Origin of the sequence: Fibrobacter sp. UWB2 (assembly GCF_002210425.1) — a bacterium.
GTDB lineage: Bacteria > Fibrobacterota > Fibrobacteria > Fibrobacterales > Fibrobacteraceae > Fibrobacter > Fibrobacter elongatus.
The window spans coordinates 59,524-74,893 of sequence record NZ_MWQK01000001.1; the positions used below are offsets into that span (position 1 = coordinate 59,524).

A 15,370-nucleotide genomic window follows, 5' to 3' on the forward strand; every position below is an offset into this window, starting at 1 on the left:
GGCATCTCCATTTCTGTTTTTTACTATTTTAAAATTCGTGAAATCTATCATCAAAAAATTTCAGATTCTTTTTGTTGCCTGTGCAACAGTTTCTAGCTTGGCGTCTTCTGTTATTGAAGATTCCAAGAAGCGTTTTGTCTTTGACGACGAAGTCATGGATGCTTCGACGAAGTCTTGCGAAGATGGCTCGGGACTGCGCTTTGTTCCTGAAAATGCCTTTTACGTGAGTGACGACGGCGTTCCTGTCCGCCATTACCGTGTGGCTCTCCCTTCTAGCTCAAAGCCTTCGGTCTCGGTGACGAATAATCGCCTCGTGTCTCTTGGTGCATCTCCTTGCAAGTCTACGCCTGCAAAAATCCAGTCTATCGATGTCTCGAGCCCGTTCCTCAAGGATAACTTGTGGATGGTCGATGTGTTTGTTCCGCTTTACGTCAAGGAAGGCGGTTCCATTGCGCTTCGTAAGAATTTCCGCTTGAATGTCGAATTTGCTTCTGCCACGGCTAGCGGTCGAAATCCCGGTGCGCGTGCGCTTATGCAGGTCGTGAACGAAAAGTCCGCTGCGCAGTTTGGTACGCCCGTTGCAAGGTCTGTTTTGCGTCGTGAAGCGAGTTCCGAAATTGACGGCATTGTGCAGCTTGCCGAACTCGTCGTAGGCGATGAGAATATGGCTACGTTCAGCGAAGATGGCCAGTATGCCTTCGGATTCAATGCGGTCCGCACGGCGCTGAGTAAAGTTGGCCGTGGTGAAAGCGATGTCAGGGGCATTCCTGTCGAAAAGCTTTGCATTTACGGGGCCTCTCCGGATACGCTCCCCGATATGGGACCGGGTGCAAAACTCCGTAACCCGAACCAGCTCTTTGAACTGCCCATCAAAGTCGATGACCGCAATTCCAATGGCATCTTCGATGAAGGGGACTCGGTCTATTTTGTTGGCTACGGTAACGCATTCTGGAAACGTGTCGATTCAGAACCGAACGAAATTGAGAATGTGTCCAAGACGAACATGGGATATTTCCATTCGTATTCGCCGTATTCCTATTACCAGCATTTTATTTTAGGCTACAAGCAAGTGGGCAAGGGCGCACGCCTGGAAACGCTTGATGCGCCAAAGTCTACGGGCCGCAACATCGAATGGCTTCGCTATGTCCGCGCTGAAAGGGATGAGCTCTTGCGCGATGCCTATTATGGTCAGGATTGGGAAAAGACGACCGGTAAGGAATACTTCTGGAAATGGCGTGAACAGGGCGAAATCACAGAACTGTCTGCCAAGGATTTAGAGTTTAAGGCAACGACGAGCAACTTGCCGGGGATGGTTTCTGACGGAAAGGGCTTTGTGTCTGTCTCGTTCTTCCCGCTTCGCTCGCAGAGCTCCAGCACCATGTTCTCTGATAGCACCTATTTCAAGCGCTACAGCACGATATACTTTAAGCTTTCTGTCAACGGAAAGATGTATTCCAGGGTCCAGGGGGATGAACTCTACTGGAACGATGGCGACATGTTGCCGGGCGGAAACTTTAGCGTGTCGACGGATGCATTGAAAGAGACTGGAAACGAATATGAACTGACTATCCTCGACAATACTTACCAAAACGACCGCTTTGATGGTTATACCGTGGCTTACCAGTGGGACCCGACAAAGGTTTCTATTGATTCTGCGGAATGGATGTTGCCAGCCTTTACGACTGGCGTTGTTAAGATTCCGGTGGGGAAGGATTCCGACCTTCGCGTGATGAAGTTCAAGGACTTTGCTCCATTGGGACTTTTGAAGGTGACCGACGGTGTGGCTCTCGATAGTATTGGAAAAGACGAAGATGTCCGTTACTTGCTCTATCGTGATAGCGACCGTCGAAAGACTTTGACTTTGAAGGGAATTGTGACATCGTCGGAGAACGCTATCCAGAAGCTTGCCAATATCTCTTCGAAGACGGAATACCTCATTATTACTCCCGAGGAGTTCCTTGCTCCTGCAGAATCCTTGGCTGTGTTCCGCTCTAGCGACAAGTCGGCAACTCCGCTTGTGACTGCGGTTGTCCCTGTTGAAAACATTTACAGGCATTACACGGGTGGTGCGCTCTCGCCGATTGCGATTAGAAACTATATCGCGTATGCCCGTAGCGTGTGCCCGGATTTACGCTTTGTCCTGCTTGCCGGGTCCGGCCATTACGATTACCGCGGAACCAAGCATGGCCCGAACTATATGCCTCCGTTCGAGAAGGAATCTTCGGTGACCGAGGACTTCTTTGGTGTTCTCGATTCGGGAGAAGTTGTTCGTAGTGGCAAGGCGTATGATGTCGATGTTGCTGTGGGGCGCTTGCCGGTTTCTTCTGTTCAGGAATTCAAGAACTATAACGAGAAGGCTAGGGATTACGACGAAATCCAGAGGTTCGACCATGGCGAATGGAGATCGACGTTGTTGCTCGCTGCTGATGACAACAAGAACGGCGTATCAGATGACCCGATGGATCATACCATTTACCAGGAAAACTTGGCGACCATGATTGATACGACCGCCGAAGCTCTTGGCTTTAGAATGAACATGAAAAAGATTTACCTTCTGGATTACGAAGCCGATGCTGCAGGTCAAAAGCAGGAAGCTGCAAATGACTTCTTGAGCATTTTGAACCAGGGCGCCTTGATGACCATATTCTATGGGCATGGATCCAAGGTGGCTTGGGCTTCCGAAGGTTTGCTGAAGCTTTCGTACCTTCCGAAGTTTACGAACAAGAATCGTTATACTGTGCTGAATTCGTACTCCTGTACGGTTGGCCGTTTTGATGAAGGCGATACGAGATCGATGACCGAAGCTGTTGTGCTCTTGCCGCAGGCGGGCGCAATTGCAGCCGTAGGTGCCGCTCGCGAAACATACGCAAATCCCAATGAAATCTTTGCGAAGAACTTTGTGAGCCGCGCCTTGCTCAAGAATGGAAACTATCTGGGTGTGGCTTACATGCAGGCTAAGGACAACGTATTCCTGCATAAGAAATCGGAGCCTACCTATTCGAGCAATGTCTTTAATTCGGAACACTACGTGTTTATGGGCGAACCTGTGGTTCGCATGCCTCTTGCCGATTTGAAAATATCGCTTGACAGCCCGGTTGATTCAGTGAAGGCTTTGGACAAGATGAAGTTGTCTGGAAAGGTCTCTGGAATGTCGTCGGGGAGTATCGCCTTGACTCTTAGGGAAGGGCGTTATACCAAGCGTCTCGATATGATTTCGACATCGCATTATGCCGATGTCAAGTACGATGGCCCGCTTATTTATTCCGAAATTGTCCCTGTCGTGAACGGCCGCTTTGAAACGGAATTTGTGACTCCGAAAAAACTGAATATCGGGGATTCTCTTGCGGAACTGCGTGCCTGGGCTTATTCGTCAAAGGATGTTGCTATCGGTCGCTATTTCGAAAAGAATATCAGGATTACCGGCGTGTCGAACTATGCGGATTCGCTGAACGACAAGACCCCGCCGACGATTAAAATCCAGTTGTGCAATTCGGGTGAAAAGACTTCGTTTGCCGACAATCAGCTAATCAAGCTCCAGACTCCGGCATGCTTGCAGGTTGTTGTCGAAGATGAAACCGCCTTGGATTACCGTGAACAGGCTGATGAAGGTATCTCGTTTGAAATGATTGGGCTTGAAAACCCGTATCATCCGGCTCCGTTCCTGGAACAGTCTTCAAAACGCGCTGTAGCCCGCAAGTCGTTGACAACGGAACTTTATCCGCCGGGAAGCTATATCTTCAGGGTCCGTGCCATGGACGTTCTCGGTAATGTTTCTATAAAGACCGTGGTTGTCGATATTACGGAGAACATGCAAGCTGGCCTTGCCGATGTGTTCAACGTGCCAAACCCGATGGGCAAGAAGGGAACGACGTTCTACTTCAAGAACCTCTCGTCTGATTTGGACCCCGATGTGAACATCTTCATTTACAACCAGCACGGTAGACTTGTCAAGGTTATCAAGAATGCGGTGTCTGGCGTAACGCACTGGGATGGCCGCGATAATTTCGGACGCTTGCTTGCTAACGGACTTTATCACTATGTTGTTCGCAGCAAGACGAAGATTTCGAACGATGATAACTCTTCGGAAACCAAAACGAAGACTAAAACTCAAACTTGGACTAAAAAACAAAAACTGTTGATTTCGAGGTAAATAAATGGAATTACGTGAAAAACCGGGCAAAGTGCAAAAGCTTTTGGAACTTTCCCTCCGCTTTCGCCTGATTTTTGTGTTGTTGATGGTTGGCTTTTCTGTGGCGTTCCTCGCGACAGGCTGGCAACAGATGGCATCGCTCCCGCTGGGGGCTTCTGAAGCGCTTGGCATGTGGATTGCAAAGTTCACAAATGTCATGTCGGCATGGAATTCTGCGCAGTACATTTTTGTAGCCGCGCTTTCTATGGTTGTGCTCTACTTTGTATTTGGCGGTGTGCGCGGCGGCTTTGGTGGCTTGCTTGCTCTTGCGGCGTTTGTGGGCTCGCTATTTGCCTTGGGCGGTGACGAGGACATGCTTCTCATGTTCTTTGGCGTGTTTGCAGGCCTTGCCCTTTTGCTTGTGCTCTTTGCCAAGTGGAGTGTCGCCTGTGCTTTGTTCCCGTTTGCGCTTTCATGGCTCTTGCTCACGGGATTTGTAAGCTGGTTCCCGCTGATGATTGGCAAGGCTTGGCTCATGTGGGCGGTACTTAGCGCTATTGCGTTCTCGGGCGTTGTTGCTAGCGCTTTGGTGGCAGGCAAGGAACTCGGTGAAGGAACGCCCTCTGCTGGCGCTCTCGTGAAAGCGGGCAAGAGAATGCTTGCTCCGGTCATGATTGCTTCGCTCTTGGCTCTCTCGGCACTTGTCATCGACATGAGTGTCGTTGTGGACTGGAAGAGGATTGGCTGTGCCGCACTTCTTTGGCTCTCGTTTAACGTGTGGTTCTTCGGTTTCACTTTCGGAACGATGTCCTTTGCTCCGTGGGAACGCATCCGCTCCGGCTCCCGCCGCGTCAAGATGAGTGACAAGAAAAAGAAATCCACAAAGAAAAAGTAATAACCAAAAAGCGCCTCGGGCTATTTGCTCGGGGCGCTTGTTGTTGGAGTGTGGATGTTTTATTCTTTCTATTTATAAGTTAGATTGTTTTAACGACAAAAGCCCTACGAAAGTAGGGCTTTTTATGGATAAAAAATCCATGTTGAGAAATAGCGTTGAGAATTTCCGTGCGTGTTGGACTATGCCACGTTCATGCTCTGTTCGCGGATGCACTCGATCTCGTTCTTGAGCTCGATGGCAAGTGCTGCGATTTCTGCATTCTGGCACTTGGTGCCAAGCGTGTTCGCTTCGCGGCCCATTTCCTGGAGGATGAACCCGAGGTTCTTGCCCTGGGCACCACCCTTGGCGAGCGCGTCGAGGAACAACTTGTTGTGGCTGCGGAAACGCGTGATTTCTTCGTGGATGTCGAGCTTGTCGGCCATGATGCAGGCTTCTTGCAACAGGCGGACATCGTCGATTTCGGAATCCTTCATGAGCGTATTGATGCGTTCGCGGAACTTGATCTTCCACGTTTCAATGCGTTGCGGATCGAGAACTTCGACCTTGTCGATGACTTCGTTCAGGTGTATCACGCGGCGGGTAAGGTCTACGGCGAGGTTCGCGCCTTCCTTTTCGCGCATGGCGATGACGCCGTCCAAAGCCTTGTCGAGTTCAGCCTTCAAGTGCTTTTCCCAGACTTCGTTGTCGCCGTTGCCGTCCGTGAACTGCAAAACTTCAGGGATGGCAAGCACGTGTTCGAGCTTGATGTCGCCTGCAATGCCGTACTTTTTCTGCATCGCCTTCGTGATTTCTACGAACTTTTCCACGGCTGCTTCGTTGTAGCAAACAGGGATGTTCCCGGCGTTGCCAGCGCCAAGCGTAATCGAAAAGTTCACGGAACCGCGGACGAGCTTGTCCTTGATTTGTGCCTTGAAATCGTTTTCGAGGTAGGCGAAGTTCTTCGGAATCTTGCTCGAAATTTCGAGGAAACGGCTGTTCACGCTACGCACTTCGATAACGCACGTGATTCCTTGCAATGTGGATTCGCTCTTGCCGAATCCGGTCATGGAGATAATAGACATTCTAAACCTTTTTCGAAATTGTCGCGATCACGTGTTCGGCGCCAAAGTTCGCGAGCCCAATGGCGGTCAGGAACTTGCTTATCTTGTGTTCATTCTGGAAGTGCAAGTTTTCAATCTTGAAACCTTCCTTGTTGCACAACGTATAGAAGTCCTTGAGCGTAAGCACGCGGATGTTTGGCGTGTCGTACCATTCGTAGGGGAGTTCCTTCGAAATCGGCATACGGCCGTGGAGCATCAGGCTTCCGCGGGCAGACCAGTGGCCGAAATTCGGGAACGTCACGATGACCTGCTTGGCTACGCGCAAAAGCTCGTTCAAAAGGGCGACCGGGTCGCGAATTTCCTGAATCGTGCGGTTGATAATCGCATAGTCGAAACTGCCATCCTTGAGGTCGGCAATGCCGCTTTCGTCCAAGTCGCGCTGGATGACCGGCACGTCTTTTTCGAGGCAGCCCAAGATGCCCTTGATGTTCTTTTCGATGCCAAAGCCAGTGACCTGCTTTGTCTTTCTCAAGTTGTCGATGAGGTCACCTTCGCCGCAACCGAGGTCGAGCACATGGCTCCCTTTCTTCACGAGCTTGCTGATGCGCTGGAAATCGTTTTGGTCGTGGAATACGGGCACTGCCTGCGTTCCGTTCTGCGGGATAATCTTTGAATCGAGGAAACGGCCTACAGCCTTGCCGAGTTCGCCCACTTCAATCAAGAATCCGTCATGGCCAAATTGCGTGTCGAGTTCGAGGCTCGTCACGGTCTTGCCGGTGTTGAGGAGCGCGCTTGTAATGCGGCGGCTTTCGTGCGGCGGGAAAAGCCAGTCGGTCGAAAGGTTCACGTTCAGGACTTCAGCCTTGATGCCCTTGAATGCGTTTTCGATGCTGCCGTATTCCGTTTCGAGGTCGAATGCGTCGGTTGCATGTGCGATGTGCAAGTAGCTGTTCGCATCAAAGCGGTCGACGAACTTCGTTCCCTGATAACGTAAGTAGCTTTCAATCGGGAGGTTCAAGTCGTACGGCGTCGAATAAGTGACGGCGTGGCTTCTGTTTTCCTGGTCTTGGGCACGCTTGAACTTCTTCTCCATGCCAACGGCAGAGAGGTACGTGATGTGCGCGAGCTTGCGGGCGTTTGCAAGGCCGATGTCCGGTCTTGTCTTACCTTCTTCGTAGTAGTCGCCACCGTGGAAGTTTGGGTCTTGCGTGATGACATCGCGGGCCACCACTTCAAAGCCTAGCGCCTGACTCGAGAATCTGGGAGAGCTTGCAATCACGATGATGCGCTTCACCTGTTCCGGGTAGTAAATTGCCCATTTCATCGCCTGGAATCCACCCATGGATCCGCCGATGACGCTGTAGAATTCCTTGATGCCAAGACCGTCTGCAAGTTCCTTCTGGGCGTGAACCATGTCGCCTATCGTAATGGTAGGGAAGGTGCTGCCGTAGGGCTTGCCCGTGCGCGGGTTGATTGTTGCCGGGCCGGTAGAGCCCTTGCATCCGCCAAGGATGTTGCTGCAAACTACAAAGAATCGGTCTGTATCGATAGCCTTGCCTGGTCCGATGAGTTCGTCCCACCAGCCGGGCTTCTTGTCATTTTCGGTGTACCAGCCGGCGGCGTGCGCATCGGCGGTCAACGGCGAACAAACCCACACGGCGTTATCGCCGGCGGCGTTCAATGTGCCGTACGTTTCGTAACGGATGGTCAGGGCCGGGAGCGTCTTGCCGCTTTCCAGCAAAAAGCCCTGTTCACCATAATCCTTGTTGAAATCCTTGGGGATTACGGGACCAAACGATTTATGCAAATATTCACTCATATGCATAAAAAATAGTAAAATGTTTGGTTCTTGGTCGTTCGTCTCGACCCATTAGTTAAATGTCTTTCGATGATAGCTTTGCGACAATAACATTTATCTATTGTTACTTATACCATTGACTAATGACCAATTACTATTGACCATGGACTAATGACGAACAACTCCTTTGTAAATTCTTTTCGTGCGATTCTAGTCACGATTTTCACGCCCTCATTTTTGTAACTTGTTGATTTGTATATAGTTACGGATCCTGATTGGCGAAAAATGGTCAAAAATTCGGATTTTACAATTGATTTTGTCGGATACAGATGAGACGATTGTGTATGCTTTTTTGATGTTTTTCTTCAATCAAAGTAAGTTTTCGTTATTATATTTCTCACACATCGTGGGCTGATTGTGCCCTCAAGCTTTAACTTAAAGGACTAAAATGAAACGTCTCTCTCTCTTTGCTATGGCTCTCGTAGTCTCCGGCCTCGTTGCTTGCAACCAAGCTTCCGCTGGCGGTTCGTTCAACCAGCAGGCTCGCCTCGACTCCCTTGAAAAGGATTTCAAGCAGGTCAAGGAAGAATTTGAAATCTTCAAGTACGCTCTCGAAAAGCGCGGCATCTCGCTCGAACAGGCACGTGCAGAAATGGAAGCCGACAACAAGGTTTGGGACATCCCGGACGAAGACAGCCCAGTCTTTGGCAACACCAAGAGCCCGAAGCTCACGATTGTCGAATTCACCGAATTCCAGTGCCCGTACTGCTCTCGCATCGCTCCGGCTATGCAGGAACTCAACAAGAAGTACCCGAACGAAATCAAGTTCGTCTACAAGCACTTCCCGCTCAGCTTCCACTCCAATGCTAAGGCCGCTGCCGCTTCTTCTATCGCTGCTCAGAAGCAGGGCAAGTTCTGGGAATACCGCTATGCTCTCGCACCGCACTCCCGCGAACTCTCCGATTCCGTCTACCTCGCTGTAGCTAAGGAAGTCGGCCTCAACATCGAACAGTTCAAGAAGGACATGGTTCTCGATTCTGCTATGAACGCTCGCATCGACAAGGACTTCCAGTTGGGCGTCAAGGTCGGCGTTCAGGGTACTCCGAACTTCTACATCAACGGCAAGCGTCAGGACCGCTTCAGCCCGGATCTCGTCGAAAAGATGTTGAAGGAAGCCAAGTAATTACGTTTTCAGGCGTGCACGTTAAATCGATTGACGTGTGCGCTTTTTAATTTCCAAGTTTGTAATTTAAAATCAAAAACAACAAAAGGATGCACATTATGATTAAGCAATCATTGAAAGTTGCCTCGCTCGCCGTCCTCGGCTTGAGCGTTACAGCTGCAATGGCTCAGCCGAAACGTCCGCATCTGGCTGTGTACAAGTTCTTCGATGAACAGTACCGTCCGGGTGGATACGATTACTCTTACGGCGGCACGAGCAAGGGTGTCACCATCACCAAGTCTGGTGGTTACAAGTCCAAGGCTGCCTTGAACATCAAGTTGGACCCGAAGGAATACTCCGGTGCTTCCATCTGCCTTTACAACGAATTCTTCGACTTGAACAAGTACATGCTCGACTCCAAGGTCGAATTCATGATCAAGGGCAAGCATGGTGGCGAAGCCGTTAAGGTCGGCCTCCTCGACGAAGAAGTCTCTGACGGCAAGAAGACTCAGGTCGTGCTCCCGATGAACAAGTACATCGAAGGCGGCGCTGTGACGACGGATTGGAAGAAGGTTTCCATTCCTCTCGTGGACTTCCCGGACCGTGGTCTCTACTGGGACAACACCCGCAAGTCCGAATTCCCGTCTCGTATCGACTGGGACAAGATTGCTGAAATCCGCTTCTCCATTGACAAGAGCGCTGCAAGCGAATTCGAAGTCTGGGTAGATAACATCGAAATCGTGAAGGGCAACAAGAAGGCAGCCCCGAAGAAGCAGATGGTCTACTGGGATGAAAACAACGACATCATCGACGGTCCGAAGAATCCGGAAAAGCTCGATGGCAAGGCCAAGACGCTCGCTACGTTCTATGACAACCAGGTCAAGGGCTTCTCTTACAGCTACGGTGGTCTCACCGCTCAGCGTGAAGCTCAGTCCAAGACTCCGGGCAACAAGAACGTGCTCGCCATGTACATCGATAACAACGACTGGTCTGGCGTGACCTACTCTCTCGGTGAAGGCAAGTTCATTGACCTCTCCAAGGTTCGCGACAAGGGCGGTCTCTACTTCTGGATCAAGGGTAAGCTCGGCGGCGAAAAGCTTTACGTCGGTATCCTCGACAACCAGGGCAACGACATCAAGAGCCAGACCAAGGTCGGCCTCAACGACTGGATCAAGGTCTCCAAGGATTGGCAGCTCGCCAAGATTCCTCTCAAGCGCTTCACCGACAAGGGTAAGGCTTGGGACGCTAACAAGTCCGCTGAAGTCGCTAAGGACATCAAGTGGGACAAGATTCAGGAAATCCGCTTCTCTGTTGGCAAGGGCGAAAACGCAGGCGAACCGGGCAAGCCGGCTCCTGTGACGGTCTTCGTGGACCAGATCACCTTCACGTCCAACATCGACTGGGTGGACCCGGATCTCAAGTGGGATTCCTTCAAGTCCAACGCTCCGGACTACGTGATCTCCGACTTCGAAGGCAAGTTTGCCAAGGACAAGTGGGAACCGTCCACCGGTCCGAAGTCTCAGCTCAAGTTCAAGGTTGAAAACTGCGCCGAATTCAAGAGCAACTGCTTGAATATCGAACACTACCTCCTTGCTGACTGGGTTGACGTCGTGCTCGACATGCAGAAGAATGGCCGTCCGGCTGCTGACCGTGACTGGACCAAGCACTGGGGCCTCATGTTCGACGTGTACTCCGAGAAGGCTTGGCAGTCCATCACCGTTCAGGTTCAGGATGCTGGCAACGAAATCTTCGTTTCCAACGTCGGTGCTCCGAAGGGCAAAACCACAATCCTCGTTCCGTTCCGTACGTTCGGCAAGTTCCCGTACTATCAACCGCCTAACGCTGTTGAAAACGGTCTCTTCGACCTCAAGGGTGTAACTGCTCTCGACTTCAAGCCGAGTGGTGAAGGTACTGCAGGTGGCTTCAAGGTTGACAACATTCGTTTGACCAACCAGCGCGAAGTCAAGGCTAAGGAACGTCCGGCTGTCATCAAGGTCTTGGTGAAGGGCGAAAAGGATGTCCTCAACCCGAATATCTCTGGTGGCTTGTTCGGTATCAACGCCGCTCTCTGGGACGGCGACATGCTCGACAACAAGAACTTCAAGGTTCAGACTCGCGAATTTGCAAAGCGCATCAACCACGGCATTATCCGTTATCCGGGTGGTCTCCGTGCTGATGACGACCACTGGAAGGAAATCCTCGACAACCACGACTGGATGGTCGATACCGACGAATTCCTCGAATGGTTGAAGAAGACTGGCTCTAACGCCATGTTCACTGTGAACTTCGGTTCTGGCACGGAACAGGAAGCCGCTGCTTGGGTCAAGCACACGAACATCGACAAGAAGGCCGGCATCCTCTACTGGGAAATCGGTAACGAAATCTACGGTAACTGGCATCCGTATTACGAAAAGTATGGTAAGGACGGCGGTACCATCTATGGTAAGCGCGCTCGTAAGTTCATCGAAGCCATGAAGAAAGTTGACCCGACCATCAAGGTGGCTGTGCTCGGCGTTCTCGAAGGCGACTGGAACGAAAAGGTCCTTGCTGAAACGGGTGACATCGCTGACGGTCTTATCGTCCACCACTACCCGCAGCACTACGGTGAAGAAAACGACTTCGCTATGCTCTCTGCTCCGCAGACCCTCACTGCAATCTACGAACGTTTGCACAAGGTCGTCGACAAGTGGACTGCAAAGTTCAACAAGAGCAAGAAGATCGAACTCTGGCTCACCGAATGGAACTCTGTTGACTTCAACCCGGGTCCACAGACCTTGTCTGTCGAAAACGGCTTGTTCGTCGCTGACTACCTCGGTATGCTCGCTACTGAAAACGTCGACAACGCTCAGTACTGGGATATCCACAACGACATCACTCCGGAAGGCGGTGACTACGGTTACTTGACCCGTTCTGGTGAAGAATGCATGAACTGCCCGCGCCCGAGCTACTGGGCATTCCAGATGGCTTCCGACGCTCTCCGTGGCAAGCTCATGAAGACCACCATCAAGGGTGACGAAGACGCTCTCCTGACCGCTTACTGGACTGTAAACGGCAACAAGAAGCAGCTCCTCCTCGTGAACAAGAGCCCGTACAGCGAATTCGACATCAAGCTTGACATTCCGGGCTTCAAGGGCAAGGCCAAGGTCCAGACTTTGGACAAGACCTCCGAAAAGCTTAAGGAAGGCTGGGCAAATGACCCGTCCAAGAAGGCTAAGACTGTCGATATCTCTAAGGGTATCAAGGTCGGCAAGCGCACCCTTACTCTCATCACTTTGGAATAAGGTGTTGAGCTAAGGCTCGCAAACTAGATTCTCGAAATCTTGAAAAGGACTCCGCATTCGTGCGGGGTCTTTTTTATATTTAAATTATGAGACTTTGTATAAACCATTTTGTTTGGATTGTTTTTTGTATTCTGCTTGTATCGCATAACGTTTTTGCGGCAGAAGATACCTTGTGGGCAACGGATTCGTTACGTGCTTATGTGCAAGATGAAAAAACTCGTGCCGAAAAACTCCGCTCTGAAATGCTGAAGGCAATTGTAGAAGACCGCAATGAGGACATTAAGCAAATCGCTCGTGATATCGATGATTTTGATCAGTCGTCAATCGCTTATCCGGTATTCCTTACGAGAGAAAAATACCTGTTGAATTATTTCGTCCATAATTTCGATTTTTGGAGCAATGTTGATTCTGTCGATGTCTTGCGCAATATCGATTATGGTATCAAAGATACTTTGTTTGTGCTTTTGCGTTTCCATTATGAATCGGCGAAAATAGAGAAAACCCTTAAGAATGTTGAAAATAAAAGCGACCGTGCGTTTATCTATATCGTGCTGAATAGCCTGTTTGAAAAGCGCGACTTTGCAATGGATCTCTTGCTAAAAAAATACAAGTCGCATTTGACGAATCAAGAACAGCGGACTTATCTTGTTAATCGCTTTGAGATAAATGATCGTTCTGATGAGGATGTTGATGTGTCAAACACAATTTTTGTTGGTGCTGGAATTGTAAAACCAATGGGCGCTATTGCGGATACATTAAGCGTTATCGGCGTGGATATTAGCTGTGGGCAGGACTGGATCCGAAAAAATCTCATATATGAGTTGCTTGCCACTATACATTTTTTTAATACCAAGAAACCGCAGTCCTGGCGCTTTGTGGATTTGGGATTCGATTTTAACTTTGGCTATAAGTTCGTCAGTAAGAATAAATTCAATTTGTTTGGTGCTGCAAACGTAGGTATTGATTTTAATTATCTTGGAGACTTAAAAGATGAAAGTGGCAAAAATGTGTCTCCGATTCAATTTTATCCGACTTTTGGCGCAAATTTGATTGGTGATTTATGGGCAAGTAGTCACTCGGGAGTACGCCTTAGGGTTGGGGTGAGCAATCTCTGGTCCGATAAGGTCGTGAAGTCTTCGGGGGTTCGGCTGTTTGCGACCATCGAGTGGCTAGTTGATCGAGATAAGGTTATTGAGTAGGGTTCGTGGTGTAAACGATGTACAAGCTTTTCTTTTACTTTTTTTGCTTGATTCTGTTTTCTCACGGTGTGTGCGCTGCGGAAAGCGATTTCCGTAAATCCATGAAGCAGGAACAGGAAACGGTCGAGCTTTATCGAGCGCTGATGACGAAGGCTTTGGCCGAAGACCGTATAGACGACTTGAAATCAATTGTGAAAGAAGCGGAATCGTTTCAGAAAAATGCTAGGGCTTATCCGGTGTTTTATGATATGGAAAAAATGTTGCTCAGTTATTTCGTTAAGGACTATGAATTTTTGAGCAATGTGGATTCTGTAAAGGATTTTGTGAAACATGGATACTATTACGACCCCTTTCGGGACCTGTTGTATGCGAAGTTAAAAGCGCTGATAAATTCCGGAAAGCTCAAAGAAACTCTTAAAGATGTCGAAAACGAAAGTGACCGTGCTTTTATTTACCTCTTTCTGAGAGGTTGTTTCGAAAGCAAGGAAACGATGACGCCGCTGGTTGAAAAGTACAAGTTCCAAGTGACTAAGCGGAAACAGCTTACTTATCTAGTGCGTAGGTTCTGGTTCCGGAAGGAGTTTGATTTGGAACATTTCTTGGCTGCTTCTGTTGGGGGAGGCCTGGTTGTGCCCTTTGGGTCGTTATCAGACAAGGTCAATCTTGGGGGAGCGATGGATGTTGCGGTTGACTATATGAGCGATAAGCACTTTTACGAGGGGTTCCTTCTCATAAATGGAAGCGGTGTTGTTAATCCGGATTCCTTGCAGTTCTTTGATATAGGGTTGATTTTTAATTATGGTTATCGGTTTTTCAAAAAGAAATATCTGAACTTGTACGGTTATGGGAGTGTTGGTCTTGGATTTGATGGACTGAACGCTTCTGAAGAAGAGATGAAAAACGGGAATCTCGATTTGCCTTCGCAAGTCTACCCGTCATTGGGTGCAGGGCTTATTGCGGATGTGTTTTTTACGGAGGTGAAGAAGGATGGCAATGGTTCGCTTCATGGAATTCGTTTTAGGGCAGGCGTAAAGAACGTCTGGGCGCACAATGCTCTGAAGGCATCGGGGGCTCGGCTTTTTGTGTCTATAGAATGGATTGTTCACCAGCACTGCGAGGTCCCGGCCAAGTTCGATTACTCGTTTAGAGAAAATTGGACGGAATGAAAAAGAACACCATCTCATTGAGATGGTGTTTAGTGGATGATGCAGGGGTCGAACCTGCGACCCGCTGATTAAGAGTCAGCTGCTCTACCAACTGAGCTAATCATCCATGATTTGGTCGCCTTTCAGCAATGTCATTTTGCAAAAATCAAAAGCCGCAGTTTCAAAGTTCGTTAGATTCCGCTTTCGCTTTCAAAAACGCTTAGCTTTGTCTGACGCTTTTGTATTTGCAATACCTTGCCTTTCGGTTTGGTATTTAGTGGATGATGCAGGGGTCGAACCTGCGACCCGCTGATTAAGAGTCAGCTGCTCTACCAACTGAGCTAATCATCCATGATTTGGTCGCCTTTCAGCAATGTCATTTTGCAAAAATCAAAAGCCGCAGTTTCAAAGTTCGTTAGATTCCGCTTTCGCTTTCAAAAACGCTTAGCTTTGTCTGACGCTTTTGTATTTGCAATACCTTGCCTTTCGGTTTGGTATTTAGTGGATGATGCAGGGGTCGAACCTGCGACCCGCTGATTAAGAGTCAGCTGCTCTACCAACTGAGCTAATCATCCATAGTCGCTTAGGACGGGCTCAATTTTAGAAATATTGAAAGCGATTGGCAAGGGGAAAGTGCGAATTTTTTGAAAAAATTTAAGCACATTGACATGCTAGGCTTTTCTAGTTAAATTTTCGTCAAAATTTCTTTATCCTGAACATC

Annotated in this window: 8 protein-coding genes and 3 tRNA genes; 6 read left to right on the forward strand and 5 right to left on the reverse strand. The window is 49.3% G+C overall.

What is annotated here, in order from left to right:
- Window positions 1-37: 37 nt before the first annotated feature.
- Both B7982_RS00315 and B7982_RS00320 read left to right on the forward strand, forming a co-directional pair.
- Entirely contained in the window at window positions 38-4,150 is a 4,113-nt protein-coding gene (locus B7982_RS00315) for a C25 family cysteine peptidase (RefSeq protein ID WP_088659060.1), read from the forward strand.
- A gap of 4 nt (window positions 4,151-4,154) precedes the next feature.
- The gene (locus B7982_RS00320; protein ID WP_088659061.1) at window positions 4,155-5,024 is read left to right on the forward strand and encodes a hypothetical protein; all 870 of its coding nucleotides are present in this window, start codon (window positions 4,155-4,157) and stop codon (window positions 5,022-5,024) included.
- A gap of 179 nt (window positions 5,025-5,203) precedes the next feature.
- On the opposite strand, the gene B7982_RS00325 is transcribed toward B7982_RS00320, so the two are convergent.
- Together B7982_RS00325 and B7982_RS00330 are read right to left on the reverse strand one after the other, a co-directional pair.
- A complete protein-coding gene (locus B7982_RS00325; protein WP_088659062.1) occupies window positions 5,204-6,085 on the reverse strand; it encodes a YicC/YloC family endoribonuclease in 882 nt (293 codons plus the stop codon).
- A 1-nt stretch (window position 6,086) separates the two neighbouring features.
- Window positions 6,087-7,883, reverse strand: coding sequence for a homoserine O-acetyltransferase (locus tag B7982_RS00330; RefSeq protein ID WP_233138289.1), 1,797 nt, complete (start codon window positions 7,881-7,883; stop codon window positions 6,087-6,089).
- A gap of 427 nt (window positions 7,884-8,310) precedes the next feature.
- Here B7982_RS00330 and B7982_RS00335 point away from each other — a divergent pair, with 427 nt between their 5' ends.
- The 4 genes from B7982_RS00335 to B7982_RS00350 all read left to right on the forward strand — a co-directional run bounded on the left by B7982_RS00335 (window position 8,311) and on the right by B7982_RS00350 (window position 14,670).
- Window positions 8,311-9,045: a thioredoxin domain-containing protein gene (locus tag B7982_RS00335; protein WP_088659063.1), complete on the forward strand. Its 735-nt coding sequence runs from the start codon at window positions 8,311-8,313 to the stop codon at window positions 9,043-9,045.
- Window positions 9,046-9,143: 98 nt separating this feature from the next.
- Window positions 9,144-12,305 (forward strand): carbohydrate binding domain-containing protein, encoded by a 3,162-nt coding sequence (locus B7982_RS00340; RefSeq protein ID WP_088659064.1) that lies wholly within the window; start codon window positions 9,144-9,146, stop codon window positions 12,303-12,305.
- An 86-nt stretch (window positions 12,306-12,391) separates the two neighbouring features.
- A complete protein-coding gene (locus B7982_RS00345) occupies window positions 12,392-13,504 on the forward strand; it encodes a hypothetical protein (RefSeq protein ID WP_088659065.1) in 1,113 nt (370 codons plus the stop codon).
- A 101-nt stretch (window positions 13,505-13,605) separates the two neighbouring features.
- Entirely contained in the window at window positions 13,606-14,670 is a 1,065-nt protein-coding gene (locus B7982_RS00350; RefSeq protein ID WP_158212945.1) for a hypothetical protein, read from the forward strand.
- A gap of 33 nt (window positions 14,671-14,703) precedes the next feature.
- Here the strand turns inward: B7982_RS00350 and B7982_RS00355 are convergent.
- The 3 genes from B7982_RS00355 to B7982_RS00365 all read right to left on the reverse strand — a co-directional run bounded on the left by B7982_RS00355 (window position 14,704) and on the right by B7982_RS00365 (window position 15,224).
- A tRNA-Lys gene (locus tag B7982_RS00355) sits at window positions 14,704-14,776 on the reverse strand.
- 151 nt (window positions 14,777-14,927) lie between these two features.
- Window positions 14,928-15,000 (reverse strand) — tRNA-Lys (locus B7982_RS00360).
- Between the two features lie 151 nt (window positions 15,001-15,151).
- A tRNA-Lys gene (locus tag B7982_RS00365) sits at window positions 15,152-15,224 on the reverse strand.
- Window positions 15,225-15,370: the final 146 nt, after the last annotated feature.

Excerpts from the sequence above, each read along its gene's own strand:
- B7982_RS00335 (WP_088659063.1), top strand. The coding sequence starts at position 8,311 with ATGAAACGTCTCTCTCTCTTTGCTATGGCTCTCGTAGTCTCCGGCCTC.
- B7982_RS00325 (WP_088659062.1), bottom strand. The coding sequence starts at position 6,085 with ATGTCTATTATCTCCATGACCGGATTCGGCAAGAGCGAATCCACATTG.
- B7982_RS00330 (WP_233138289.1), bottom strand. The coding sequence starts at position 7,883 with ATGAGTGAATATTTGCATAAATCGTTTGGTCCCGTAATCCCCAAGGAT.
- B7982_RS00345 (WP_088659065.1), top strand. The coding sequence starts at position 12,392 with ATGAGACTTTGTATAAACCATTTTGTTTGGATTGTTTTTTGTATTCTG.
- B7982_RS00340 (WP_088659064.1), top strand. The coding sequence starts at position 9,144 with ATGATTAAGCAATCATTGAAAGTTGCCTCGCTCGCCGTCCTCGGCTTG.
- B7982_RS00350 (WP_158212945.1), top strand. The coding sequence starts at position 13,606 with ATGAAGCAGGAACAGGAAACGGTCGAGCTTTATCGAGCGCTGATGACG.
- B7982_RS00320 (WP_088659061.1), top strand. The coding sequence starts at position 4,155 with ATGGAATTACGTGAAAAACCGGGCAAAGTGCAAAAGCTTTTGGAACTT.